Annotated in this window: 18 protein-coding genes and 1 other RNA gene; 7 read left to right on the forward strand and 12 right to left on the reverse strand. The window is 56.5% G+C overall.

Translation table 11 applies throughout. From position 1 onward, the window contains the following. Positions 1–84: 84 nt before the first annotated feature. The 3 genes from AC07W7_RS14575 to AC07W7_RS14585 form a co-directional block, all read right to left on the reverse strand. Positions 85–2,517: a TonB-dependent siderophore receptor gene (locus tag AC07W7_RS14575; protein WP_495039567.1), complete on the reverse strand. Its 2,433-nt coding sequence runs from the start codon at positions 2,515–2,517 to the stop codon at positions 85–87. Positions 2,518–2,621: 104 nt separating this feature from the next. After that, complete coding sequence (locus AC07W7_RS14580) at positions 2,622–3,593, reverse strand: FecR family protein (RefSeq protein WP_495039568.1); 972 nt, start codon at positions 3,591–3,593, stop codon at positions 2,622–2,624. Further along, on the reverse strand, positions 3,590–4,108 hold the full coding sequence (locus AC07W7_RS14585) for an RNA polymerase sigma factor (protein WP_495039569.1): 519 nt from the start codon (positions 4,106–4,108) through the stop codon (positions 3,590–3,592). Before AC07W7_RS14585 ends, AC07W7_RS14580 begins: the two co-directional genes overlap by 4 nt. 555 nt (positions 4,109–4,663) lie before the next feature. On the opposite strand from AC07W7_RS14585, the gene AC07W7_RS14590 reads away from it, so the two are divergent. The 7 genes from AC07W7_RS14590 (at position 4,664) to AC07W7_RS14620 (ending at position 13,383) form a co-directional block, all read left to right on the forward strand. Continuing rightward, a complete protein-coding gene (locus AC07W7_RS14590) occupies positions 4,664–6,397 on the forward strand; it encodes a class I SAM-dependent DNA methyltransferase (RefSeq protein ID WP_495039570.1) in 1,734 nt (577 codons plus the stop codon). Next, the gene (locus AC07W7_RS14595) at positions 6,387–7,646 is read left to right on the forward strand and encodes a restriction endonuclease subunit S (protein WP_495039571.1); all 1,260 of its coding nucleotides are present in this window, start codon (positions 6,387–6,389) and stop codon (positions 7,644–7,646) included. Before AC07W7_RS14590 ends, AC07W7_RS14595 begins: the two co-directional genes overlap by 11 nt. Before the next feature lies 1 nt (position 7,647). Beyond that, entirely contained in the window at positions 7,648–8,115 is a 468-nt protein-coding gene (locus tag AC07W7_RS14600; protein ID WP_495039572.1) for a hypothetical protein, read from the forward strand. After that, positions 8,112–9,164, forward strand: coding sequence for a PDDEXK nuclease domain-containing protein (locus AC07W7_RS14605; RefSeq protein WP_495039573.1), 1,053 nt, complete (start codon positions 8,112–8,114; stop codon positions 9,162–9,164). Before AC07W7_RS14600 ends, AC07W7_RS14605 begins: the two co-directional genes overlap by 4 nt. After that, a complete protein-coding gene (locus AC07W7_RS14610) occupies positions 9,161–12,283 on the forward strand; it encodes a type I restriction endonuclease subunit R (RefSeq protein ID WP_495039574.1) in 3,123 nt (1,040 codons plus the stop codon). The genes AC07W7_RS14605 and AC07W7_RS14610 overlap by 4 nt, the downstream gene beginning before the upstream one ends. Positions 12,284–12,471: 188 nt before the next feature. Then, complete coding sequence (locus AC07W7_RS14615; RefSeq protein ID WP_495039575.1) at positions 12,472–12,642, forward strand: HNH endonuclease; 171 nt, start codon at positions 12,472–12,474, stop codon at positions 12,640–12,642. After that, on the forward strand, positions 12,643–13,383 hold the full coding sequence (locus tag AC07W7_RS14620) for a hypothetical protein (RefSeq protein ID WP_495039576.1): 741 nt from the start codon (positions 12,643–12,645) through the stop codon (positions 13,381–13,383). It abuts the gene before it with no gap. 13 nt (positions 13,384–13,396) lie between these two features. Here the strand turns inward: AC07W7_RS14620 and AC07W7_RS14625 are convergent, their stop codons facing one another. The 9 genes from AC07W7_RS14625 to AC07W7_RS14665 all read right to left on the reverse strand — a co-directional run bounded on the left by AC07W7_RS14625 (position 13,397) and on the right by AC07W7_RS14665 (position 24,220). Further along, entirely contained in the window at positions 13,397–13,669 is a 273-nt protein-coding gene (locus AC07W7_RS14625; RefSeq protein ID WP_495039577.1) for a hypothetical protein, read from the reverse strand. Then, positions 13,666–14,646: an integrase domain-containing protein gene (locus AC07W7_RS14630; protein WP_495039578.1), complete on the reverse strand. Its 981-nt coding sequence runs from the start codon at positions 14,644–14,646 to the stop codon at positions 13,666–13,668. The genes AC07W7_RS14625 and AC07W7_RS14630 overlap by 4 nt, the downstream gene beginning before the upstream one ends. After that, entirely contained in the window at positions 14,624–14,983 is a 360-nt protein-coding gene (locus AC07W7_RS14635; protein ID WP_495039579.1) for a hypothetical protein, read from the reverse strand. The genes AC07W7_RS14630 and AC07W7_RS14635 overlap by 23 nt, the downstream gene beginning before the upstream one ends. After that, a complete protein-coding gene (locus tag AC07W7_RS14640) occupies positions 14,967–16,334 on the reverse strand; it encodes a YfjI family protein (RefSeq protein WP_495039580.1) in 1,368 nt (455 codons plus the stop codon). Before AC07W7_RS14640 ends, AC07W7_RS14635 begins: the two co-directional genes overlap by 17 nt. Before the next feature lie 905 nt (positions 16,335–17,239). Beyond that, positions 17,240–18,496, reverse strand: a complete 1,257-nt coding sequence (locus AC07W7_RS14645) for an integrase domain-containing protein (RefSeq protein ID WP_170058516.1) — start codon at positions 18,494–18,496, stop codon at positions 17,240–17,242. 186 nt (positions 18,497–18,682) lie between these two features. Next, positions 18,683–19,076, reverse strand: a transfer-messenger RNA (tmRNA) gene (gene ssrA / locus AC07W7_RS14650). 102 nt (positions 19,077–19,178) lie between these two features. Beyond that, positions 19,179–19,463 carry a PA2433 domain-containing protein gene (locus AC07W7_RS14655; RefSeq protein WP_495039581.1) on the reverse strand — a complete coding sequence of 95 codons (285 nt, stop codon included), beginning with the start codon at positions 19,461–19,463 and terminating at the stop codon, positions 19,179–19,181. Between the two features lie 101 nt (positions 19,464–19,564). Beyond that, positions 19,565–22,399 carry an FAD-binding and (Fe-S)-binding domain-containing protein gene (locus tag AC07W7_RS14660; protein WP_495039582.1) on the reverse strand — a complete coding sequence of 945 codons (2,835 nt, stop codon included), beginning with the start codon at positions 22,397–22,399 and terminating at the stop codon, positions 19,565–19,567. Between the two features lie 126 nt (positions 22,400–22,525). Beyond that, positions 22,526–24,220 carry a lactate permease LctP family transporter gene (locus AC07W7_RS14665; RefSeq protein WP_076962732.1) on the reverse strand — a complete coding sequence of 565 codons (1,695 nt, stop codon included), beginning with the start codon at positions 24,218–24,220 and terminating at the stop codon, positions 22,526–22,528. Positions 24,221–24,366 lie beyond the last annotated feature (146 nt).

The following is a 24,366-nucleotide window of genomic DNA, read 5'->3' on the forward strand; positions in this document are numbered from 1 at the left end:
TTCAGGCCTATGGCGGGGACAAACGATGATTCGTCAGGCGCTAGCTGAGGCCTGTTCACTTATGGCCAGGGGCGCTGTACGTTCTCAGAAGTCCCAGCGCGTCGACAGCATGACGTTGCGCGGGTCGCCGTAGTAAACCGAGTTGTAGAAGCCAATGTTGGTGTAGTACTTCTTGTCGAAGACGTTGTTGATGTTGAGGGCGGCCGAGACGTTGTCGGTAACTTGATAGCGGGCCATCGCGTCGACTACCCAGAGTGGAGACTGGGAGAAGTTATCCTGGGTGCCCGTCGTGTAGTTGTTCGTCAGTAGCTTCCAACCCGTACCCTGCCAGCGCACGCCGCTGCCCACGGTGAGTTTGTCCAGCGGGCCGGTCAGCTTGTAGGTGGTGTAGATATTGACCTGGTCTTCCGGTTCCCAGGTGGACAGCTTCGCCCCCTGCTTGTCGCGCATGATCTTGTGGGTGTAGCCCGCCTGTAATTGCCAGCCGGGTGCCAGCTCCCCGGAAATTTCCGCTTCGTAGCCCTTGGTCTTGGATTCAACCCCCTTGTAGGCACCATCAAGCCCGGGGATGCTTCCGTTTACGTAGCTGTCGTCGGTGACTGCGCGATTGTCTTCGTGAACCTCAAAGTACGCGAGGCTGGAGTTCAGGCGGCCATCAAAGAACTCACCCTTGAGCCCGATTTCGTAGTTTTTACCTTCGTCCGGCTCCACCGGCTTGTCATTGATATCGCGGTATTCGCGCTGCGGCAGGTAGATATCGGTGTAGCTGGCGTATGCCGAGAAGTTTTCGTTGAGGTCGTAGGTGATGCCGGCGTAAGGCATGACCTTGCCGGTGTCCTTGACCTGGCTGGTGCCGGTCACTTCAAAGTTATTGACCCGGGTGCCGAGCATCAGGTGCAGGTCATCCGTCACGCTGAAACGGGCGGTCATGTAGCCGGCGCTCTGGCGGGTGGTCTCGTCGTTGTAGCTGGTTTCCGGGCCCCGGCCTGGCTTAGTGGCATCGCCGTCCCAGTTGAAGTAGTCGTGGCTATTGCCATCGGTGTAGATGGCGCTGGTGTAGTTGCGGCCGATCCAGCGCGAGCGCGATACCGACGTACCGACCACCAGCTCATGTTCGCGGCCGAATAGGCTGAACGGGCCGGTGGCGTACAGGTCGCCGGTGTCGCTGGTGGTTTCACCGTCGTAGGCACGGGTCAGCAGCATGGCTTTGCCGGTGGTTGCGTTCGGGTTCAGCAGGGCAGAAAGCGGCGCGTCGTAGCCGTTGATCTGGTGGTTGTACTGGGCTTTGCCCACCCAGCCATTGTCGAAGGTGTGTTCCAGCGTCGCGAAGCCGGTGCGCGTGTACTGTGCCCACTTGCTGTACTTGGCCCCGTTGTTGAAGCCGCGCGGTGTGCTGATGCGATTGCCCGCCGAGTCATACAGCGAGGCCGAGCCTGACCAGCTGGAGCCCTGGGGATCGCTGTCCTGGTAGTCGGCGCCGACCGTCAGCAGGGTGTCGGGTGCCAGGTCGAACTCCAGGATGCCGTAGTACACGGCGGTCTGGCGCTGGTAGTGGTCGAGGAATGAGTGTTTATCCTGATAGGCCGCAACGGCCCGCCCACGGACGTTGCCGGACTCGGTCAGCGGGCCGCTGACATCCACTTCGGAGCGATAGTTGTCCCAGGAACCCGCGCCCAGGTCGATGTAGCCCTTGAATTCGGAGGTTGGCTTCTTGCGCACCATGTTGATGGTGCCGCCTGGGCCGCCGGCGCCGGTGAGTAGGCCGGTGGCCCCCTTGAGGACTTCGACACGGTCGTAGATCACGGTGTCTGTGAGGGTGTGGCCGGAAGAATATTGCGCATCTTGCAGGATCGGAATGCCGTCGTACTGGAAGTTGCGAATGGCAAACCCGCGCGAGTAATACGAGGTACGTTCACTGTCATAAGCGGCCACGGTGATGCCAGGGGTATGGCGCATCACGTCGTCGATTGACTTGAGGCTGAAGTCGTCCATGGCCTGGCGGGTCACCACGGAGATTGACTGCGGTGTCTCCCGTGGCGTCAGTACCAATTTGGTGGCGGTAGCGATGGTGCCCGGCGTGTAGGAGCCGGAGCCCTCGGTAACGGTGCCCAGTTGGTTGCTGATCACATTGGTGGTGCCAAGCTCCAGCGGGCCCGACGCTTGGGGGCGAGATTTGAGCAGCACTGCGTTTGCGCCGTTCTGTTCAAAGTCCAGCCGCGTGCCCTTCAGCAGTTGAGCCAACGCCTGTTGGGCGGTCATCTGGCCACTGACGCCCGAGGATTCGACGCCCTGGGCCATGTCCGAGGAATACGCAATTTGCAGCCCGCTCTGCACACTCAACTGATCGAGTGCGTTGACCAGCGACTGCCGTGCAATGGCGAAGCTATGGGTGGTTTGCACCTCGCGGCTGGCCGCTGTGTCGGCGCGCTCGACGGCAACAGCGTGACTGCAGGCCAGGCAAATGGCGAGCGCAAGTATGCTCCGGGCGTGAGTCGAAGTGAGTGCTGGGAAAGGCATGCGGGCTCCGTCATGAATAAGAATTATTTGCAAAAGCAAAATCCTTGACGGGTTGAAGCCCCAAAAACCGTAAAACTTTTTTCGTGCAGGATCGGCCACTGCTTTTAGCGGATGACCAACGACCCGCCCGGCAGACGATAAAGCTGGGTGGCCGTCACTTTGCTCAGTGCTTGCACGATCGCCATCGGATCATCCAGTTGGTAGTTGCCGCTGACACGCTCACCCGCGGCGGCGGCGTTCAGGACAAAGATCGGCGCCGGGTAGTAGCGCTGCACTTCGTCAAGGACTTGCGCCAGGGGGGTGTCCTGGAAGGACAGGCGGCCATTGGTCCAGGCCATCTTCCGTTCAGCGCCTTCCAGGGATAAGGGTTGCAAATGACCGTCATGGAGTTGCTGCCAGTTACCGACTCGCAACAGGCTCTGTTTGCCCTCGCGATTGGCAAAACGCACCAGGCCCTGGCGCACGGCGACGACAACGTCGTTGCCGCGCTTGCTGACACTGAACTGAGTGCCGACCACGGTAATGGTGGCGTCCGTCGTCTCGATACTCAGCGGACGCTTGGCATCGTGAGCGGCATCGACATAGAGCTCGCCGCGCAGGAGGCGGATGCGGCGTTGAGCCGCGTCGAACTCGGTGCTGATCGCACTGTGGCTGCCCAGCACAATGTGCGAGCCGTCTTCCAGGTCAAAGGGTTTGACCTGGGCGATATCGGTCATGTGATCGGCTTGCAGGCGCATGGGCACATCGGCCATCCAGCCGGCGCCGAGGGCGACCAGCAACACGGCCGCACTGGCAAAGAGTCGAGTCTTGCTGCGCCACTTTGAGGCCGATGATGGGGCCGGTGGCAACTCCAGGTCGACGGCCAGGTTTTGCAAGGCTTGCTGGAATGACTGAGCCTCCCACAACGCCTCTAAATGCGCATACGCAGCCGCATGCTGTGGGTCGGCGTCACGCCACCTGGCAAAGCGTTGGCCCGTGGTGGGGTTGCGCGCAATCTCATCACGCTGGGTAAACCAACGGGTCGCCTGCTCTCTGGCAGCATCGTTGGGGATAACGTTTTGAGTCGGTTCAGTCATGGTAAGTCGATAGCTTTGGCACAGGCATTGAGCGCATTGCGCAGGTCTTTTTCCACTGTACTCAAAGATACCTGCAGCCGTTGTGCAATATCGCCCTGAGACAAACCGTGCAGTTTATGCAGAACCAGGATTTGTTGCTGGCGCGTGGGCAAGGTCCCCAGCACCTGCTGAAACTGTTGCAGTTGCTGCTGGCCATGGGCCTGACACTCCGGGCCCGGTGCCGAAGTGGGCACCTCGACCACCATGCTTTGAGCCAGCTGACACTCGAAACGCCTTTTACTGCGCATGCTGCGCAGGTGGTCAAAGGCTAGATACTGAGCGGTCTGATAGAGGAACGGATGCAGGTGTTCAATCGGTCGGCTATACAACGCTTTTGCCACCTTGAGGTAGGTCTCCTGGGCGAGATCCTCCGCCTGACTTGCACAGCCGACCACCCGCGACAACATACGGATTAACGCACTGCGCTGGCCGATAAAAAGCGCGCTGAGTTTCTTTTGATCGCCTTGCATCTCCATTGCCCCTGCTACCTTGGTGCTGAGCGATTGCGCGAATAGTGGCACACTATAATGAGAAGTTATCTCATTTAAAAGGTCTGTAGCATGACCTGCCTGGAGCGGGGGGGGGGCGGAAAGGCGAGAGTTTCATTGGGGCATGAAATCGCCTGGAACTCGAAAGCCTTCGTAGCTTGTGGGTTATAGGATTTCAGGCACAAAAAAAGACGTTCGTGGACGTCTTTAGATGTTGAAGTGGTGGCCGGGGTGAGTTGAATTGATTCTGTAGGTTGTCGATTAATAATGTAAATATCAGTTCGATTTTCTTGGTTGGAATACCAATTGGAATACCGATTAGACCGCGGCGGGTTTTCTTGAGGCCTTGCAAGCTCGCTGGACTGACCCTGACTCGGGGTGATTCCTGCCTTGCAAGGTGGTACGCGTTCTCTTGGTCGTTACAACTCAGACGAAAGGTGTGGTGACCCGTTATCATGCCGGCAATCTTCGCCTGAACCTCTATGGTCGGTTTTTTCAATTTTTACCACGCAATTCATCTGCGTCGAATGTAGGAAGTAGTCCATGACGGATCAAAAGGGTGTCGAACAGACCGCCAGCAGTCTTGCTGAAGAAGCGCTCAATCAGGCACGTGCTCGTTTTTCGTCGAGCGAAAGTCCTGTCATCCCAGAGCCTGAGTCGGTAAAGAGGAAGCCTGGGCGGAAGGCCACAGCTCCGCAAACCAGTAATACCCTGCAGGATCTGCAAAAAACGCTGTGGGCTACTGCAGATAAGATGCGCGCCAACATGGATGCTGCGGAGTACAAGCACATCGTCCTCGGCCTGATCTTCCTCAAATACATCTCTGATAGTTTTGCCGGCCGCCGTGCGGAACTCGTGCGACGTTTTGCCGATGCCAGCGATGACTACTATCTAGGTAGTAACGATGCTGAATTGCTTGTTCAAGAGCTGGAGGAGCGCGACTACTACAAAGAAGTGAATGTGTTCTGGGTGCCGGAAGTGGCGCGTTGGGAGTCGATACGTGCTGCTGCGAAGCAGGTGGATATTGGCAAGCGTATTGATGAAGCTTTGTCTGCCATCGAGGCGGAAAACTCCAGCCTGAAAAACATCCTCGATAAGCGATATGCTCGTGCCCAGCTACCTGACGGTAAGCTCGGTGAGTTGGTCGATTTGATTTCTACTATTGGTTTCAGTGGTGATGCCAACCAGGCCCGCGATCTGCTCGGCCAGGTCTATGAATACTTCCTTGGCCAATTCGCAAGCGCCGAAGGCAAGAAGGGCGGGCAGTTCTATACCCCGGCGAGCATTGTTAAAACCCTGGTTGCGGTGCTCAATCCGCACCATGGCAAGGTCTACGACCCCTGCTGCGGTTCGGGCGGCATGTTCGTCCAGTCTGAAAAGTTCATCGAAGCCCACGGCGGTAAACTCGGCGACGTCTCTATCTACGGCCAAGAGTCTAACCCGACCACCTGGCGTCTGGCGGCGATGAACCTGGCGATCCGTGGCATTGATTTCAATCTTGGCCGTGAGCCCGCCGATACCTTTATCCGTAATCAGCACAGCGATCTGCGTGCCGATTTCGTCCTGGCCAACCCGCCGTTCAACATTAGCGACTGGTGGCACGGCAGCCTCGAAGGCGACCCGCGTTGGGTCTATGGTACGCCGCCGCAAGGCAATGCCAACTACGCCTGGCTGCAACATATGCTGTTTCACCTCAAGTCCAGCGGCCGTGCTGGTATCGTCTTGGCTAACGGCTCAATGAGCTCCAGCCAGAACGGCGAAGGTGATATTCGAAAATCCATGGTCGAGGCCGACGTGGTGGAAGTGATGGTAGCGCTGCCCGGCCAGTTGTTCTTCAATACCCAGATTCCGGCGTGTCTGTGGTTCTTGACCAAACAGAAGCTCGCTCGCCCCGACGAAGTGCTGTTTATCGATGCGCGCAAGCTCGGTAGCAACGTCAGCCGGGTACAGATCGAGCTGCTCGACGGCGATATCGAACGTATTGCCCAGACCGTTGCTAATTGGCGCGGTGTACCGTTGGATGTTGGCGGGGAGATCGCGGAATACGCAGATATCCCCGGCTTTTGCCGAAGCGTGACAATCGCTGAAATAGCGGAGCATGGCCATGTTCTCACTCCGGGCCGCTATGTCGGTGCCGAAGCCGTCGCGGACGACGACGAAGCTTTTGCCGATAAGATGCAAAACCTCACTGTGCTACTGGGCGAGCAGTTGGTAAAAGGCACAGAGCTCGACCAGTTGATCCGACAGAAGTTTGGGAGGCTGGGATATGAGTTCTGAGTGGAGAGAGTTCAAGGTTGGAGAACTTTGTACAGTAACCTCCAGTAAAAGAATATTTGCTCATGATTATGTTGATGATGGAGTCCCTTTTTTAGCTTCGAAGGATGTCATAGATAAGGCTGTTGGTTTATTCTCTGGGCCGGCAGTTTATATTTCTAAAGATAGGTTTTTTGAAGTTTCCAAAAAATTCGGATACCCATTGCGCGGTGATCTTCTTTTGAGTTCTGTTGGTAATAGGGCGGGGATTCCATATGTTGTCCAAGATGAGGGAGAGTTTTATTTTAAGGATGGGAATATAACTTGGTTTAAGGATTTCTCGTCGCTAAATAGTTTGTTTTTGTGCTATTGGCTTAAGTCTGAAATAGGCCAGTCTGCATTGAGTTCAATTATGATTGGGTCGGCGCAAAAGGCATTAACTATTTCAGGCTTGTTAGGGCTTAAAGTTAAAATTCCATCGCTACAAGCCCAAGAGCAAATCGTCTCAATACTCAAAGCTCTAGATGATCGTATTACTTTACTATGTGAAACCAACGCTACCCTAGAAGCCATAGCTCAAACGCTTTTCAAATCCTGGTTTGTGGACTTCGATCCGGTGAGAGCGAAGTCGGAAAGATTTGAACCGGAAGGTATGGACGCCGATACTGCTGGGCTGTTTCCTGATATTTTCGAAGATTCTGAGTTGGGGTTGGTGCCGAAGGGATGGAGTGTGAGGAAAGTTGAAGACCTGATGGAACTGCTATATGGGAAAGCCCTGAAGGCAACTGATAGGGCTGACGGTCCCGTCCCCGTATATGGTTCAGGCGGAATCACCGGCTACCACAATGAAGCACTGGTCAAAGGCTCATCAGTCATCGTTGGGCGGAAAGGGACTGTAGGTAGTTTGTATTGGGAGGATCGGCCATTTTTTCCTATCGACACCGTTTTTTACGTTCGGACAGATAACTCCCTGGCGTATTGTTACTACCTTCTACAAACGCTTGGCCTTGAAAATATGAATACCGATGGTGCTGTTCCTGGTCTGAATCGGAACAATGTTTACAGGTTGCCAGTCGTAGTTGCGACGGAATCTGTTATTAAGGCTTTTGACGAAATTGTTTCTTCTCTGCGAAATAAAATTTTTTTGAACAATCAACAGGCTCAAACCCTCACGCAACTCCGTGACACTTTGTTGCCACGACTTATTTCTGGAAAGTTACGCTTAGTAGCTGTGGGCGTTGGTGCCGAATACGCCCCGTTGGGGGCCACCTAATATGGCTCTGAACCTCCGCCAATGCTTAAACCTACCGGATATCCAGCAAACTGCCCGTGAACTGGGGCTATGGGTTTCTGAGCAGTGCCCTGAGGAATGTGCCACCAAGAAAGAGTCAAGCAATAGCAACTGCATCCAGACCGATAGCGATCTGGTACAGCAACAGGTTGCAGAGTCCTCATTGGCTCATTTCGGCTACTTGGTCGCGGGCATCGTTGAGGGTGATGGCACGCTCAAAAAATTACGTATGCTCGCTTCAGCCCATGGCATAGGCGTAATACAGCTCGACGTAGAGAACCAGGCGGAAAGCCAAATCCTGATCCCCGCTCGCGAACGCAGCGAAATCGACTGGGATATGTGCAATCGACTGACGGAAGAGAATCCCGACTTCGCCGAGTTCATCGGCCGTATACATCGTTTTCACCAAACTGGTGAGGTGTCAACCAAGGAGTGGGAGGTCATTGAGTGACTAAAGAAACGATTTCCGCACTGCCCGAAGGCTACGCCGACTGGCTGACTCAGCTCAAAGTCGATATTGCTCAAGCTCGGCAACGTGCTGCACTGGCCGTCAATGCCGAGTTGGTGCAGCTGTATCACCGCCTCGGTTGCGAAATTCGTCACCGGCAGCAAGTGCAGGGCTGGGGCGCGAAAGTCATTGAGCGATTGGCGCGCGACCTTTCCGATGCTTTTCCCGATATCCGTGGTTTTTCCAGCCGCAACCTCAAGTACATGGCGTTTTTTGCTCAGCATTGCCCTAATGGTCTATTTGGGCAGCAGCCTGCTGCCCAATTGCCCTGGTTCCATGTGGTGACCCTGTTGACCAAGCTGACCAGCCCTGCCGAGCGTGAGTGGTATGCGCAGCAAACCGTCTTGCTTGGTTGGTCACGCAGCACGCTGGAGCAAAATATCAAGAACCGCTTGCAGCAACGTCAGGGCGCGGCAGTCACTAACTTTGTTGCACGTTTACCGGCTGCTGAGTCGGCGTTGGCTCACGAAACCTTGAAAGATCCCTACCTGTTCGACTTTCTCGGCTTGGGCGACGATGCTCACGAGCGTGATATTGAAGATGGATTGATCCGTCATATCACTCGTTTCTTGCTGGAGCTAGGCGCAGGCTTTGCTTTCGTCGGCCGCCAGTTTCGCCTGGACGTGGGTGGTGATGAATTCTTCATCGATTTGCTGTTCTACCACACCCGCCTCAAGTGCTACGTGGTAGTGGAGCTCAAGGCTACGGCTTTCAAGCCCGAACATGCTGGCCAACTGAATTTCTATCTGGCTGCCGTGGATGCGCAGATTAAAGCCGAGGATGACAAACCCACCATCGGCCTGCTGCTGTGCAAACAGCAAAACCGCTTGGTGGCCGAGTACGCTTTGTCGGGCATCGAAAAACCCATCGGCGTTGCCGAATACCAATTGCTGCGCGACTTGCCCGAAACCCTGGGCCGGAATCTGCCGAGCATTGCCGAGATTGAGGCCGAATTGGCCGGTGATCTGAACACAGGAAGTGAGTTGGAATGACCGAAGACCAATTGGAGCAGGAAACCCTCGGCTGGCTGGCAGAGGTGGGTTACACGCATTTGTACGGGCCGAATATCGCTCATGATGGTGAGCAACCCGAGCGTGAAAACTATCGCCAGGTGGTGCTGGCTGAGCGCCTGCGCAGCGCCATGGTGAGGCTCAATCCAAAGGTCCCAGTAGCTGCGCGTGAAGATGCGTTGAAGCAGGTACTGGAATTGGGGCTACCGGTGCAGTTGTCGGCTAACCGTTTGTTCCATCGCCTGCTGGTCAGCGGCGTACCCGTGCAGTATCAAAAAGACGGTGAAACCCGAGGCGACTTCGTTCGCCTGATCGATTGGGCGGATGTGAAAGCCAATAACTGGGTGGCGGTCAATCAGTTCAGTATCCAGGGGCCGAAACACACACGGCGTCCGGACATCATCTTGTTTGTTAATGGGCTACCGTTGGTATTGCTCGAACTGAAAAATCCGGCAGATGTGAAGGCTGACCTGGGTAAAGCCTTTGATCAAATCCAGACCTATAAAGAGCAGATTCCGGACCTGTTCCAATACAACGAAATCCTGGTGATTTCCGACGGTAGTGAGGCCCGTATGGGGTCCTTGTCGGCTGATCTTGAGCGCTTCATGAACTGGCGGACCATCGACGGCCAGGATCTCGACCCATTAGGGCAATTCAACGAGCTGGAGACATTGGTACGCGGTGCTCTGGTACCAGAGATGTTGCTCGACTACTTGCGTTACTTCGTGTTGTTCGAGGACGACGGCCGGTTGGTAAAGAAGATTGCTGGCTATCACCAATTCCATGCAGTTCGCGCAGCCATTCAGCAGGTAGTGACAGCCTCGCGTCCCGGCGGTAGTCATAAGGGCGGGGTGGTCTGGCATACGCAAGGGTCGGGTAAGAGCATCACCATGACGTGTTTTGCTGCTCGGGTGATGCAGGAAACGGCGATGGAAAACCCGACCATTGTGGTGATCACTGACCGTAACGATCTGGATGGTCAGTTATTCGGGGTGTTCTCGCTGTCCCAGGATTTGCTGCGTGAGCAACCCGTCCAGGTGGAATCGCGTGGGGACTTGCGTGCCAAACTGGCCAACCGTCCTAGTGGCGGTATCGTGTTCGCGACCATCCAGAAGTTTATGCCTGGAGTCGATGAAGGCAGCTTCCCGGTACTGTCCTTGCGGCCAAACATTGTTGTTATCGCCGATGAGGCTCATCGCACTCAATATGGCTTTAATGCTGAGCTGAAAGTACCCACGGGGCTTCAGGTTGCTGAGAGCAAAGCACGTTATCAGGTTGGCTTTGCTCATCACCTGCGCAACGCGCTGCCGAACGCCACTTTTGTAGCTTTCACTGGTACTCCAGTATCCGGTGAGGACCGCGACACGCGCTCGGTTTTTGGTGAGTACATTCACGTCTATGACATGCAGCAGGCCACTGAAGATGGTGCGACCGTCGCCATCTATTATGAGTCGCGCTTGGCCAAACTTTCGCTGAAAGAGAGCGAGCTACCTACGATCGACGATCAGGTCGATGAGCTGGCCGAAGATGAAGAAGACGACCAGCAGTCGCGACTGAAAAGCCGCTGGGCCGCGCTGGAAAAGGTCGTCGGGGCAGAACCACGGATTCAGAGCATTGCGTCGGATCTGATCACGCACTTTGAGGCGCGTAATCTGGGGTTGGTCAGTATGGAGCAGATGCCCGGCAAAGCCATGGTGGTCGCCATGAGCCGCGAGATCTGTGTGCACCTTTACAACGAGATCATCGCTCGGCGTCCAGAGTGGCACGACGAGGATCCTGAGAAAGGTGCAATCAAAATCGTGATGACCGGCAGCGCATCGGATAAGGCCTTGCTGCGACCGCATATTTATTCTGGGCAGGTCAAAAAGCGCTTGGAGAAGCGTTTCAAAGATCCACTGGATCCCCTCAAGCTCGTGATCGTCCGCGATATGTGGCTGACCGGGTTTGACGCACCTTGCGTCCATACCTTGTACGTGGACAAACCCATGAAGGGGCACAACCTGATGCAAGCCATTGCCCGGGTTAACCGGGTCTTCAAGGACAAGCAGGGTGGCCTGGTGGTGGATTACATCGGCATTGCCAACGAACTGAAGGCCGCGCTCAAGGAGTACACCGGCAGCAAAGGTAAAGGCCGGCCGACGGTGGATGCCTACGAAGCCTATTCGGTATTAGAGGAAAAACTCGACGTTCTGCGTAGCCTGTTACATGGCTTCGATTACGGTGATTTCCTCACGGGCGGACACAAACTACTGGCCGGAGCAGCGAACCATATCCTGGGAATGGAGGATGGTAAAAAGCGGTTTGCTGATAACGCGTTGGCCATGGGTAAGGCATTTACTTTGTGCTGCACGCTGGATGAGGCCAAAGCCGTTCGCGAAGAGGTGGCGTTCTTTCAGGCTATTAAAGTCATTCTGATCAAACGCGAAGTCAGTCAGCAGAAAAAAACCGACGAAGAGCGTGAGTTAGCTATTCGACAGATCATCGGCAATGCAGTGGTCTCTGGTGATGTTGTAGATATTTTCGAGGCGGTGGGCCTGGAAAAACCCAACATCGGCTTGCTCGATGACGCGTTTCTCGCAGAGGTGCGCAACCTTCCAGAAAGAAATCTGGCAGTGGAGCTCCTGGAGCGATTGCTCGAAGGCGAAATCAAAAGCCGTTACAGCTCTAACCTGACTCAAGAGAAGAAATTCTCTGAGTTGTTGGGCAACGTCATCAAGCGCTACCAGAACCGTTCCATTGAAACGGCGCAGGTCATTGAAGAACTGATTGAAATGGCCAAAAAGTTCGCCCAGGCCAGCAAGCGCGGTGACGTGCTTGGGCTGAACGATGATGAGTTGTCGTTTTACGATGCTTTGGCGACTAACGAAGCTTCTGTGCGGGAGTTGGGTGATGAAATCCTGGCGAAAATTGCCCATGAGCTCACTGCTAGTCTGCGGGCCAATGTCAGTGTCGACTGGAGTAGCCGTGAAAGCGTGAGGGCTAAGCTGCGGATTCTGGTGCGACGGATTTTGCGTAAATACAAGTATCCACCGGATAAGGCAGAGGATGCAGCGCAAATGATACTCGACCAGGCATCGAAGCTGTGTGAGGGGTGGTTATAAGGACAAGCATTTAACGTAGCTCTCGTTTCGGCCCAAAAAATATCGCCTTCGGTGACGATGGCCTGCGACTGCTGAGCCGAAAATGATGATAAAAACCTGTCTGTATGTATAACTTGCCTAACTTTTACAAAGCGCACTCTGCACGCTATATAGTGCTTGCACCAGATAAGAATGGATTATAACAGCCTATGCTATGTATCTTTTGCGAATGCGACTCTACAAAATCTCGTAGCGTTGAGCACATCATGCCGGAGTCAATAGGCAGCAAAAGGCGTGTGCTTCCACGCGGTGTAGTCTGTGATAAGTGTAATAACTACTTTGCTCGGAAAGTCGAGCAGCCAGTGTTGACCCATTCATGAATGAGAAATATTCGAGCATGGCAGCAGGTTCCTAATAAAAAGGGGACATTCCCATCTTTGCTCGGTCATATTGCTGGAACGGATATCGCTGTTAATATGCGCCGTTTACCAAGTGGCGACCTTCAGTTTGACTCGGAAAACGAGCGCAACCGTCGTGATCTTCATAACGTAATGGCTGGCGGCTTTGAGCAGCCACTGATATTTACAATTGAGGACAATCCCCCGCAGAGAGAGATGTCGAGGTTTCTTTGCAAAATGGCTTACGAAACTTTTGCAGAGTTATTTTGTAAAAGCCCGCGGGGAACCTCCCATCTGAGCCGTGAGTCATTTCTTGACAACGTGCGAAAATATGCTCGATATGGTGACAACTTTAAGGCATGGCCCTACTCTCAGCGACGTGTTTTTCCACATGACACTCTAATGAGACATCCAACAACCGATGAGTGGGTTCACGCTGGATTTGGCTGTGGACTTTTTATGAATAAGCGTAAGGAGACGCTTTTTGCGTTTCTTTTCTATGGCATCGAGTTTGTAATTAACGTTGGAGGACCATCAATTGCAGGCTATAACGAGTGGCTAGATGACCACTCAGGCATCAGTCCAATGGTCGAGCGTCTTGGATGCCATCTTGAGCTTGGGGGTGATGGTAAACATTACCTTCATGGTAGCTTTGAAGTCGCCCAAGGTTTGAAATTTGATAAAGAGCATGGGTACTTTTCTTACGATGCGACGACGGATTAACAATATTTGAGCGTTAGACTATAGAGGTTCCACGCTCTAGTCGTTTCCAGATCAAAAGCGCAGTTAGCCGATAATAATATCGAGTTGCGTCTGCGTGATCTTTGAGGTGTTGGGTTAGAAACCAGTTAATATGTTTGATCTGCCAGGTCCATGGGTTATCGCGTTGCCATCGAAGTTGGATGGCCGCTTGCATAACTTTGGCTTGCCGCAGATGTCTTCGTCTCGTGATCGTCGAACCAGTCAGTGCGCCGCTCAGAAACAGCTCCATATCGAAGGGCTTTTTCAAGTTACGCCTCCAATGTAGGTCGAAACCACATCAATTCGGTTATGCCCGAGCTCAATGCTGATCTGTTGCCGCGCCTGCTGATCTAGGTTGCGGTCAATGCGATAGCAGCGGCCACCATTAATCGGTGCGGCGTGCCCCGTGAGTAGCTCGTAACGTTCGCAGGCATAGGCGGCGCGTAACTCATGAAAACCTTTCAGCCCTTGTTTCTGTAGTAATTCACGAGCGGGCCGCACCGTCTGTTGCAGGAAGTTCGCGTAGCTTTCATCTTGCACCAGCAAGTTGCGGCTGCTGATCGGTGAGGCGTCACACGCGATCTGCAACGCTGCGTTCACTTTTTCATTGGCGGCGATCCATCGTGGCGCCCAAGCTCCGGCCCGGCCACCTTTGGTTCCGTCCTGAATATTGATGCGACCGAATCGCTTCGCTTCACGTTGTAGGCGTGGCAGATCAGCCAAAATTGCTTCACGTAGACGCATCCCGGTTGCTCGGGCCAAGCAGACAATCGCTGCTACGCGGTCGTATTGCTGCTGGCGAAGCGCTTCAATCACTCGACTCAGTTGTTGGTGGTCTTGGCCATCCGGTGCGCGGGTGCGGACACTTGATCGCTGCAGGCCAAGTGCCTTGCTCGGACTGGCGATTTTCACGTAGTGATCACCGCGTAGCGCTGCGAGGGTGCGGTTGACGCTACTCAGGCGGTTCTGCGCGGTGGCGATGCAGATTTCACCTTGTCGGATTTGCTGACGCAGGTGTGTGGCGTAGCTGTGCAAGGTACTGCGATCTATCTGGCGGGCGTCGTTGTAACCGGGGCCGTCCGCTGACCGACACCACTTCACGAAAGCCTGCCAGCGATCACTGTGTGCTTTGACCGTAGCGAAGTGGCCGCCGGCAAACATATCTTTCAGCGCTTGTGGGCCGGCATAGCTGAGCTGACGGCCGTAGCCAAAGTTGCGGCCATCACGCCGGCCGACCAATGCCATCGGCTTCACCGTTTTCTGTGTCTTGCAGAAAGCGCAGCACCGCTTTCCAGTGGGCGCTGATCTTGTTCACTTGTTGCCAATGTGTGGGACGAATAATCAGGGCGTTTTGCTGATGCCGCAACATTGCTCCCTCTTCGCGCAGTTGGTGGATCAGTTGGCCGATGTCGACAGGCCCTAAGACGGGTGTGGCGACAACGGCGACAGTGGCGACAACCCTTGTAGTTGCTGCCCTGAAGCTTGGCGACAAGGCGGCGACGGAAGTGGCGACACTTCGCAATGCAGGTCGTGTCTGATGCTGTGCCTGGTAACGGCGCACCGCGTCATTGAGGCGGAACATGGCGCACCTCGAAGGTCTTTCCGTCAGGAGAGTCCAGCCAGCTATGTGAGATCAATTCGACCAGCAGCGTAATTGCGTGATGACTGCTCTTGCGGGCAAAGCGGGGGCCATTGCGGTTGAGGTCGCGGACGGTGAATTGGGTCCAGCCTTTTTGCGTTAGCCAGCGCAATAGTCGATCCGCCTCCTCGCGTAACGTGTTGATGGGCTCTTGCTCCGTCAGGCGCTGGATTTCGGCCAGGTAGTAATCCATCAGCGTCGAGGCGCGCTGGATATGGGGTTCGTCCACTGCATGCGCGTCTTCAATCACCGCCAGTACTCCGGCGATACGCAGTACGTTGGCGGCTGCTTTCCCCGCGACGGATTGAACGCCGGAGAGCTCGCCAAACTCACCAGATTGGCATTCAATGGTGTCGTGAATATCGATCCAGGCAGTGCGCGCTCTGGATGTCAGTTCCAGCCTGTCAGGGTTAAGTGAGCCGTCGTAGTGTAGCGACATCGGCTTATCCAACAGAGCGGTAATGCGCGCTTGATAGCGCTGGATCTTGGCATCTCGCGTCAGGTCGACGGCCTTGTACAAGCGCCGCCCCACCAGGCGTTCGGGCCAACTGATCAGGCAGCGCCCAAGAATGCCTTGGCCGTTGATCATTCGATCTGTGAGTAGCTGGTTGGCCAGGTAAGGTTGCAGCATCAGATGCAGACTGAGACGGCGATCATAAGCTCGTAGGCTTTCGCCAGGCATGGAGCGCGCCCGGTCGATGGGGCTGCCATCCCAGAGCGCTGACAGGGTGGTGATGGCCTTGAGTTGGTTCTCTTTGCTCATCGTGCTGCTGCCCAAAAACTGGCCGCCCTCGTCGTTGAATAACCCCATGCTGGGCAAGCCCCGGCATAGGTTTTTGATCAGCGCCTCAATGGTGGGCTCGGCGATGATCAACCTAGGCGGCACGGGATCGGATAACTCACGAGCGTCGTGCTTTCCTCGAATGGCGGCGCGATTGGCTTTCAGTTGCTCCAAGTACAGCATCCACTGCCGTCGCTCCCACTCACGCGCAGCCGCCAGCGCAAGATGATCCACTGCGCTTTTCCGATCACCCGACGATGCCACTGTCAGAATGTACAGGGACAACGGATAAACACGGCCATCGAGATGCACATTGGCGTGCGACTGGGCCACCAGGGCGGCAGTGGCCAACACCGATTGCGCAGCCATGGCGCAGGGCACGCCGATCACCTCGGCCATGCGTTCGACGGCTGGCCCTAAGATCTTTCCCAACGCTTCGACTGGATACGCAAGCGGCTCGGGCCGGTATTCCAGCAGCGGCTTTGGCAGGTCGAACACTTCGCACAATTGCATCGTCATTCTCCTGGTGCTTCGAATTTCCTCCTCACTCTCCCCGCCACGGTTGTTGAGTGTTATCAGGGATCAAGGCCCCTGCAGCCTGTGAGGATTGTCCACTTACGCGGGACGGGCGGCTCTTTACGACCGGGAGCTTGGGCATCTCATGATCTGGCCTCCTGAGCACCGATAGCGGTGGGCGGGTGGAGGCTGCGTTGGCTGACGAGACCAGCGCCGCGAGATCCTGAGTCTGTTGCAGGCAGTGATGCGATGATCGGGGCGTGCCTGACTGTCAGTCAGGTGCAGTCCATTCCGTGGGCTGCGGCACCATCATCTGCATTGCTGCTGCGGGTGACATCGGGGTTTTTCACGCCGATTGTCACAGTGACAAACGCTGCAATGTGTTGCCCGGCAAGGGCTGCGGCAGTGGTTTCGGCGCCCGTCTCTTTCCTGGAGAAAGAGACGGGCGTGGGCTGCCGCATTTGCACTGTGGATAAGTTGGCTTCGATCACGTTGGGCGTGACTGCGCGCCTAATTGGAAGCGAGCGCGCATGGCTGGGACCACCACTGTAGGGCGTAGCCTTAAAGATCCCTGGCTACCTGGGTAATGCTGTCGATGACAGCGCTCTACGGCTCTGGTGTAGCGCGTGCTCGGAGGGTGGTCAACCGTGTATGGGGTGGGGTTTTTAGGTGATGGATGTGTATGGAAGACGGTGGCTTTGAATGGACGGTGGGCCGTTCGTCGGTTTTTAAAGTGAGCCCCTGAGGACAGGAAGGCAAAGCCTTCCTGTCCTCAGGGGCTGGGCCTTAAAAGCTTGTGGGCGATGCAGATGGTGGCGACGGTCGCCGCTTTGTCGCCATGCGCAGGACCGCTAAATAAGTGGGTTGTCGCCAGGGTCGCCGCTGTCGCCAGTAGGAACTGATTAACGAAACGGGATGACGTTCCCGTTTTTGTTTTCATGAATGGCCGTCACCGACAAATTGCCGGTGGCGGCTTTTTGAATGTAGTCGCTCCACCAAGTCATCATCGGGCGTCTTCGCTCGATGTAGTCCGCTCGGTTGTACGCGCTTCGGACTTCGTCTTTGTCGACATGGGCGAGTGCGACTTCAATCAACTCCGGGTCCCATCCATGTTCGTTGAGGATGGTGCTGGCCATTGATCGCAGGCCGTGGCTGACCAACCGATCCTGGAAGCCCATACGCTTTAATGCCATGTTCGCGGTCTGGCTGTTTGCGTGTGTACGCGGATTTCGGTCGGCCGGAAATACATGTTCCCGGTGGCCGCTGTAGGGCTTGAGTGTCTCTAGCAGCGCGAGCGTCTGGTCGCTTAAGGGGATGGGGTGCGCACGGCGTTTTTTCATGCGCTCCTTTGGAATGGTCCAGATGCGTTTCTCGAAATCTATTTCTGCCCAGGTCGTCCCAGCAGCCTCGGCAGGGCGGGTCATTGTGTGCAGTTGCCATTCGATCAGGCAACGGGTGATGCGTTTGATGCTGGCGTTGGCAATCGCCAGCATCAGGTCGGGTAGTTCTTCGGGAGGAAGTGCCGCCATGTTTTGTTTTTGCGGTTTCTTGAAGGCTGCCCGAATGCCACTGAGCGGGTTCGCAAAGATCAGCCCGCAGTTGACGCCGTAGGCCATGATTTCGTTGAGACGTTGGGAAAGTCGCTTGACCGTCTCCAGGCTGCCTTTGGCCTCGATCGGACGTAGGAGCTTGATGATCATGGGGGCGGTGATGTCTGCGAGGGGTGTGGCTTTGAGGCTGGGGAAAACATGCAGCGTGAGTGAGCGCCAGATGTCTTCGGCGTAGGCCGTTGTGACGGAGTGCTTTTTCAGTTCGAACCAGGCGGTGGCCACCTTCTCGAGGGTGTGTTCGGTCTTCGCCAGCTTGGCTTGCCTGAGCTCATCGCGGTGAGCCTTGGGGTCAATGCCTAGCGCCAGTAGTTCACGTGCTTCTTGAGCTTTCTTTCTGGCGTTCGCCAACGAGAGAGCCGGGTAAGGGCCCAGCGCCATATTGAGGCGGTTTTTGGTTACCGGCTCGCGGTAGTTGAAATTCCATATCATCGAGCCACTGGCTCTGACTCTGAGTTGAAGGCCGTCGCCGTCAGTGAGAACGAAGTCTTTTCCTGTTGCCTTGACTGCCTTGAGTTGGCGGTCTGAGAGGCGGGTTGCATTAGTAGGCATGAGAGCTACCTCCGACACCGTTTTGGTATCCCAAAAATAACACCGGTGGGTCCGGGATACCAAATGGGATACCAAAACGCCTGGAACTCTAAATGCCTCTGCGGAAGCCAATAGCCCTGAAGCCCTTGATTTCGCTGGATTTCAGGCACAAAAAAAGACGTCCGTGGACGTCTTTAGATGATGAAATGGTGGAGCCGGGGGGATTTGAACCCCCGTCCGCCAGTACTCTGCTGTCGGTACTACATGCTTAGCCGTTTCTATTAAGTTAACCCTCAGCGACCCGAAGGGCAGGGTGCTTTGGGCGAGTTGTGTAAGTTTTAGCCGCTTCGTCCACAACGTACTGCACGGCGATTCTGTTCTATATGACAATCACTTTGGGTTTACAGACATCCCCTGATGATTGCTGGACCCGAAGGTACCAGGAGGGAAGGGCTAAGGCTGCTTACGCAGCGAGAGCGTATTCCCCGTAGGTTTCGTCATTGGCAACTATAGAAAGTTGCAACAGTGGATTTACGAGTTCTGTTACCAACTCGGCATGCACCTAAAGGTTCGCAACCGGCGTCGAATCCTAAACGGCCCCGTGCTTGTTACTCGGTGTAATCGTGAGTGACAAGCCTATGCAGTGTACGTCAAACGGTCACAGAAGGCCAACCCGAAAGGTGGGGCTTGAGCGGTTGGCGGGTTATGGGTTGCCGCCTTTGTCCAGGTTCTGCAGGTCTTGCAGGGCCTTGGTGGTGATTTCGATACACTTCTTTTCATCGCCGGACGCGTGGGCTGCCTTGGCTTGGGAGACGGCAGTGTCGATTTCGCCGCGTTTGCCACTGGTGTCGGTGGCGAGCAGCGCCTTGCCGTTGTTGATCTTGTCCAGATTGATCTGACACAAGTCTGCTTCATTGCCTGCGGCAAATACGGGGGAAGTCAGTATCGCAGCGGTAACGAATACACCTGCCAGTACGGAACGCTTCATAGGTATCTCCTTGTGCAAAGAGGTCTCGATGCTGCGCGGTATGTGCGGGCAGCCGGCGAGGTCATTGATCGGCCCCGGTTGCCCGGGGCTTAAGCAAGTGACTACGCCAGTGCGCTGGGGTTCGTTTTTATTGCGCGGGCCTGGGTCACCCGGTCGACCAGGTAGACCAGGCCGTGGTAATCGATCCCTCCGTGCTGGGTCAGGCCGATCTCACAGGTGCGGCTGGTGGAGATGCCTTCGCTGCAGTACTGCACGGCGTCCTTGAGGGAGCGCAGGGAGTGGGCGTTGAGTTCCGGCGTAGTGAAGCCTTTGTCGCCGGCAAACCCGCAGCAGTGGATGCCTTCGGGGATGACCACATTGTTGCTGCAACGCCGGGCCAAGTCGATCAGGGCCTGGCTTTCGCCCAGGTGCTGGGTGCTGCAGGTGACATGCACGGCAATCGGCGCGTCTTGGGGTGTGAAGTCCAGGCGGTCCATCAGGTGGGTGCGGATAAAACGGACCGGGTCGTAGAGGTCCAGGCGTGTTTGCCCCAGGTCCTGGACCAGGCGCAGGGTACAGGGGCTGGTGTCGCAGTAGATCGGGTCGAGGCCGCCACGGCTGGCGTGGAGCAGGGCGCCGATCAGTTCCTGGCGCTTGTGCTCGGCCTGTTCGGCGTAGCCTTTGGAGGCAAAGGGCTGGCCGCAGCACAGGCTGTCCGGGTTGTCCGGGATGACCACCTGATAGCCGGCTTTTTCCAGCAAGTTGCGGGTTTTGTCGTACAGAGACATTTGCTCTTTATCCCCAGCTGCCGGGCCCATTGCCCGCGAGACACAGGCCGCGAGGTAGACCACCCGCGGGCGTTCATCGGTGACGGCCGGGCTGAAGCGGATGGCTTTTTCTGGCTGCGGCATAGCGCTGGTCCACTGCGGGATTTGTCCCTTGGACAGCTTAGTCACGGAGGCTGAGAGTTTCGCCAGGCGGGGAGCGCCGAGCAGCATGCGTGCGCCGTTGGCCACATGCAGGGTGAAACGGGCACCTTGCAGCGCAGTGGAGAAATGGCTGGCCAGCCACTCGGCAGTTTTCGTACTGCCTGCTTCGCGGCTGCGCAGTTTTTTCACCAGGTCACCGGTATTGATGCCTACCGGGCAGCGCTGGGCGCACAAGCCGGTGGCGGCACAGGTGTCGATGCCTTGATAGTGATACGCCGCTTCCAGTTCGGTGGTGTCGATGCCCGCGCGTTTGCGTGCCTGGATATCGCGCCAGATCACAATGCGCTGGCGCGGGCTCAGGGTCAGGCCCTTGGAGGGGCACACCGGCTCGCAGAAACCGCACTCGATGCACTTATCCACAATCTCATCGGCGGCCGGCAGGGGCTTGAGGTTTTTGAGGTGGATTTGCGGGTCTTCGCTGAGCACCACGTCCGGGTTGAGAATGCCGTTGGGGTCGAGCAGGCGCTTGAGTTGCCACATCAATTGATAGGCATCGCTGCCCCATTCCAGTTCGACGAAGGGCGCCATATTGCGCCCGGTGCCGTGCTCGGCTTTCAGCGAACCGCCGAACTCCACGGCCACCAGTTGCGCCACGTCATCCATGAACGCCTGGTAGCGTGTGACTTCTTCCGCACTGTTGAAGCCTTGGGTGAACACAAAGTGCAGATTGCCTTCCAGGGCGTGTCCGAAAAGGATGGCTTCATCGTAGTGATGCTTGTCGAACAACTCGATCAAGCGATTCACGCCAATGGCCAGTTGCTCTACCGGGAAGGTCACGTCTTCGATGATCACCGTGGTGCCCGTCTTGCGTACGGCGCCGACGGCAGGGAAGGTGTCCTTGCGGATGGCCCACAGGCGCGCGTTTTCCAGCGGGTCTTCGGTGAAGTCGACTTGCTTCTCGACCGGGAAGTCGGCCAGCGAGGCCATGATCAGCGCCAGTTGCTCATGCAGCAGTGTGGACGAGGCTGCGCGGGATTCGATCAAGAGTGCGCAGGCACCTTCCGATAGCTGTTGTACGAACGCGGGCATCCCGGGTTTGTCTTGCACCGAGCGCATGCTGCGCCGGTCCAGTAACTCGACCGCCGACACGGGCTGGGTTTTCAGCACGGTCACGGCGTTGCAGCAGGTTTCTACATCGGGGAATACGATCAGGGCCGATGCCTTGTTCGGGTGATCGATCACCGTGTCGTAGGTCACGGCGCTGATAAAGCCCAGAGTGCCTTCGGAACCCACGAGCAAATGGCTGAGGATGTCCAGTGGCTCGTCGAAGTCCACCAGGGCGTTGAGTGACAGGCCGGTGGTGTTTTTCAGACGGTATTTATGGCGAATTTTTGCAGCCAATTCAGAATTGGCCCGAGTCTCGCGGCCCAGGGTGGCCAAGCGCTCAAGTAACTGGCTATGTTGCTCGCGGAACGCGGCGACGCTGGCGGCATCCTCGGTGTCGAGGCGACTGCCGTCAGCCAGCACCAGGCGAATCCCGGCCAGGGTGTGGTAGGTGTTCTGGGCGGTGCCGCAGCACATGCCGCTGGCATTGTTGGCGACGATTCCGCCGATCTTGCAGGCATTGATCGACGCCGGATCCGGGCCGATCTTGCGCCCGAACGGCGCGAGCCAGGCGTTGGCCTGGGCCCCGATCACCCCGGGTTGCAGGCGGATTTGCGTACCTTGGCCACGAATCTCGCGCCCGTTCCAGTTATCGCCGAGCACGATCAGTACCGAATCGCTGATGGCCTGGCCGGAAAGGCTGGTGCCGGCGGCACGAAAGGTCACTGGCACGCGGTCGCGTTGTGCCAGTTGCAGCAGTTCGACCACTTCATCTTCCGATTCGACGCGGACCACCAGTTGCGGGATCAGTCGGTAAAAACTGGCGTCGGTGCCGAAAGCCAGGGTGGAAAGAGGGTCGTCAAAGCGCCGATCTTTCGGGATCAGTCGTGCGACAGCATCAAGGAACGCGACGGGCAGACTCATGGGGCCTCCAGGGTCAGCAGCACCCAGTCTGGGGAGCCTTGGCGCCAGGGGCCAGCAGACTGGGTTGTGAATAGCTGACGCCGCACGGTGGCTGCGGCGTCGGTTCTTACGGTATTGCCTGTGGTCTTAGTGCACCAGCATGCCGGTGAACCAGTACGCCTGGGCGTAGGTGATCAGGCCGACAATCGTGGCGAAAAACAGGCTGTGCTTGAGGGTAAAGCGGAACAGGTCGGATTCCTTGCCCACCAGGCCGGTCGCGGCGCAGGCCACGGCGATCGATTGTGGAGAGATCATCTTGCCGGTTACGCCGCCACTGGTGTTCGCCGCTACCAGCAAGGTGTCGCTGACGCCGATCTGGTGTGCGGTGGTGGCTTGCAGGGAGCTGAACAAGGCGTTGGACGAGGTATCGGAACCGGTGAGGAACACGCCCAGCCAGCCAAGGAACGGCGAGAAGAACGGGAATGCCGCGCCGGTGCCGGCCAAGACCAGAGCCATGGTCGAAGACATGCCGGAGTAGTTGGTCACGAATGCGAATGCCAGCACCATGCCGATGGACAGGATCGGCCAGCGCAGCTCGTAGAACGTCTCTTTCAAAGTGGTCAGACCAGTTTTGAAATTGATTTTCAGCACCAGCATGGAGATCAGTGCCGAGAAGAAAATCGCCGTGCCGGTGGCGGAAATCGGGTCCAGCTTGAATACGGCTGGAATGGCCGTCGGGTTGGTGACGATGGGGGCAACTTTGACCACCATCTGGTCCAGGTGCGGAATCGCAAAGTTGAACACCCAGCTGTACATCGACCCGCCGGCGGCGAACATCGCCTTGAACGGCTTGAGGGTCCAGATGGTGACCAGTACGGTGAGGATCAGGAACGGCGACCAGGCTTTGAAAATTTCCATCAGGCTGTAAGGCGAAGCCACAGATGTGCGCGGCTGGCCAAAACCGCCGACGCTGCCAGTGACCGAAACGCTGGAGGTGGCGCCAGCAATCTGTGCGCCCGCAGTGCGCTTGGGCTGCCAGACTTTCAGGAACAGGGTCAGGGAGATCAGGCTGGCCAGGGCCGAGGTGATGTCAGGCAGTTCCGGGCCAATAAAGTTGGAGGTGAAGTACTGGGTGATGGCAAAGCTCAAACCGGCCACCAGTGCGGCGGGCCAGGTTTCCTTGACGCCGCGTATACCGTCCATCATGAACACCAGCCAGAACGGCACGAACAGCGACAGCAGCGGCAACTGGCGGCCAGTCATGGCGCCGATCTTGAATGCATCGATGCCGGTGACCTGGCCGGCCACGATGATCGGGATCCCCAGGGCGCCGAACGCCACTGGCGCGGTATTGGCAATCAGGCACAGGCCGGCGGCGTACAGTGGGTTGAAGCCCAGGCCGACCAGCAGCGCGGCAGTAATCGCCACGGGGGCACCGAAACCGGCAGCACCTTCCAGGAATGCGCCGAAGCAGAAGCCGATCAGCAGCACTTGCAGGCGCTGGTCATCGGTAATCGACAGCACCGAGCTGCGGATCACTTCAAACTGGCCACTCTTGACCGTCAGTTTGTAGAGGAATACCGCGGCGACGATGATCCAGGCGATTGGCCACAAGCCGTAGGCAAAGCCGTAGCCGGCAGCGGCGAATGCCATATCGACCGGCATCTGGAAGGCAAAGATCGCCACCAGGATCGACAGCGCCAGGGTGATGCTCCCGGCAACATGACCTTTAAGGCGAAACACCGCCAGGGCCAGGAAGAAAAAGACGATGGGAATAACGGCGGCCAGTGCGGACAGGCCAAGGCTGCCGAGTGGGCTGTAAAGCTGTTGCCAGGTTTGCATATGGGGTGGCCCCTAATTGTTGTTGGTCATGCATAGTTAGCTGATTTGGATAATTGGTAAGACCAATTTACAATCGCTGTTGGCTAGGTTAAGAGCCTTCGGGGTGGTGTGTCAATTTGCCGCCTGAGAAACTTTGGTCGCATAGC

This window comes from Pseudomonas sp. GW821-FHT01D09, from assembly GCF_059422465.1.

Excerpts from the sequence above, each read along its gene's own strand:
- AC07W7_RS14640 (WP_495039580.1), bottom strand. The coding sequence starts at position 16,334 with ATGCAATTGTGCGAAGTGTTCGACCTGCCAAAGCCGCTGCTGGAATAC.
- AC07W7_RS14660 (WP_495039582.1), bottom strand. The coding sequence starts at position 22,399 with ATGAGTCTGCCCGTCGCGTTCCTTGATGCTGTCGCACGACTGATCCCG.
- AC07W7_RS14630 (WP_495039578.1), bottom strand. The coding sequence starts at position 14,646 with ATGGCATTGGTCGGCCGGCGTGATGGCCGCAACTTTGGCTACGGCCGT.
- AC07W7_RS14665 (WP_076962732.1), bottom strand. The coding sequence starts at position 24,220 with ATGCAAACCTGGCAACAGCTTTACAGCCCACTCGGCAGCCTTGGCCTG.
- AC07W7_RS14610 (WP_495039574.1), top strand. The coding sequence starts at position 9,161 with ATGACCGAAGACCAATTGGAGCAGGAAACCCTCGGCTGGCTGGCAGAG.
- AC07W7_RS14595 (WP_495039571.1), top strand. The coding sequence starts at position 6,387 with ATGAGTTCTGAGTGGAGAGAGTTCAAGGTTGGAGAACTTTGTACAGTA.
- AC07W7_RS14620 (WP_495039576.1), top strand. The coding sequence starts at position 12,643 with ATGAGAAATATTCGAGCATGGCAGCAGGTTCCTAATAAAAAGGGGACA.
- AC07W7_RS14615 (WP_495039575.1), top strand. The coding sequence starts at position 12,472 with ATGCTATGTATCTTTTGCGAATGCGACTCTACAAAATCTCGTAGCGTT.
- AC07W7_RS14585 (WP_495039569.1), bottom strand. The coding sequence starts at position 4,108 with ATGGAGATGCAAGGCGATCAAAAGAAACTCAGCGCGCTTTTTATCGGC.
- AC07W7_RS14655 (WP_495039581.1), bottom strand. The coding sequence starts at position 19,463 with ATGAAGCGTTCCGTACTGGCAGGTGTATTCGTTACCGCTGCGATACTG.
- AC07W7_RS14645 (WP_170058516.1), bottom strand. The coding sequence starts at position 18,496 with ATGCCTACTAATGCAACCCGCCTCTCAGACCGCCAACTCAAGGCAGTC.
- AC07W7_RS14575 (WP_495039567.1), bottom strand. The coding sequence starts at position 2,517 with ATGCCTTTCCCAGCACTCACTTCGACTCACGCCCGGAGCATACTTGCG.
- AC07W7_RS14590 (WP_495039570.1), top strand. The coding sequence starts at position 4,664 with ATGACGGATCAAAAGGGTGTCGAACAGACCGCCAGCAGTCTTGCTGAA.
- AC07W7_RS14600 (WP_495039572.1), top strand. The coding sequence starts at position 7,648 with ATGGCTCTGAACCTCCGCCAATGCTTAAACCTACCGGATATCCAGCAA.
- AC07W7_RS14635 (WP_495039579.1), bottom strand. The coding sequence starts at position 14,983 with ATGTTCCGCCTCAATGACGCGGTGCGCCGTTACCAGGCACAGCATCAG.
- AC07W7_RS14580 (WP_495039568.1), bottom strand. The coding sequence starts at position 3,593 with ATGACTGAACCGACTCAAAACGTTATCCCCAACGATGCTGCCAGAGAG.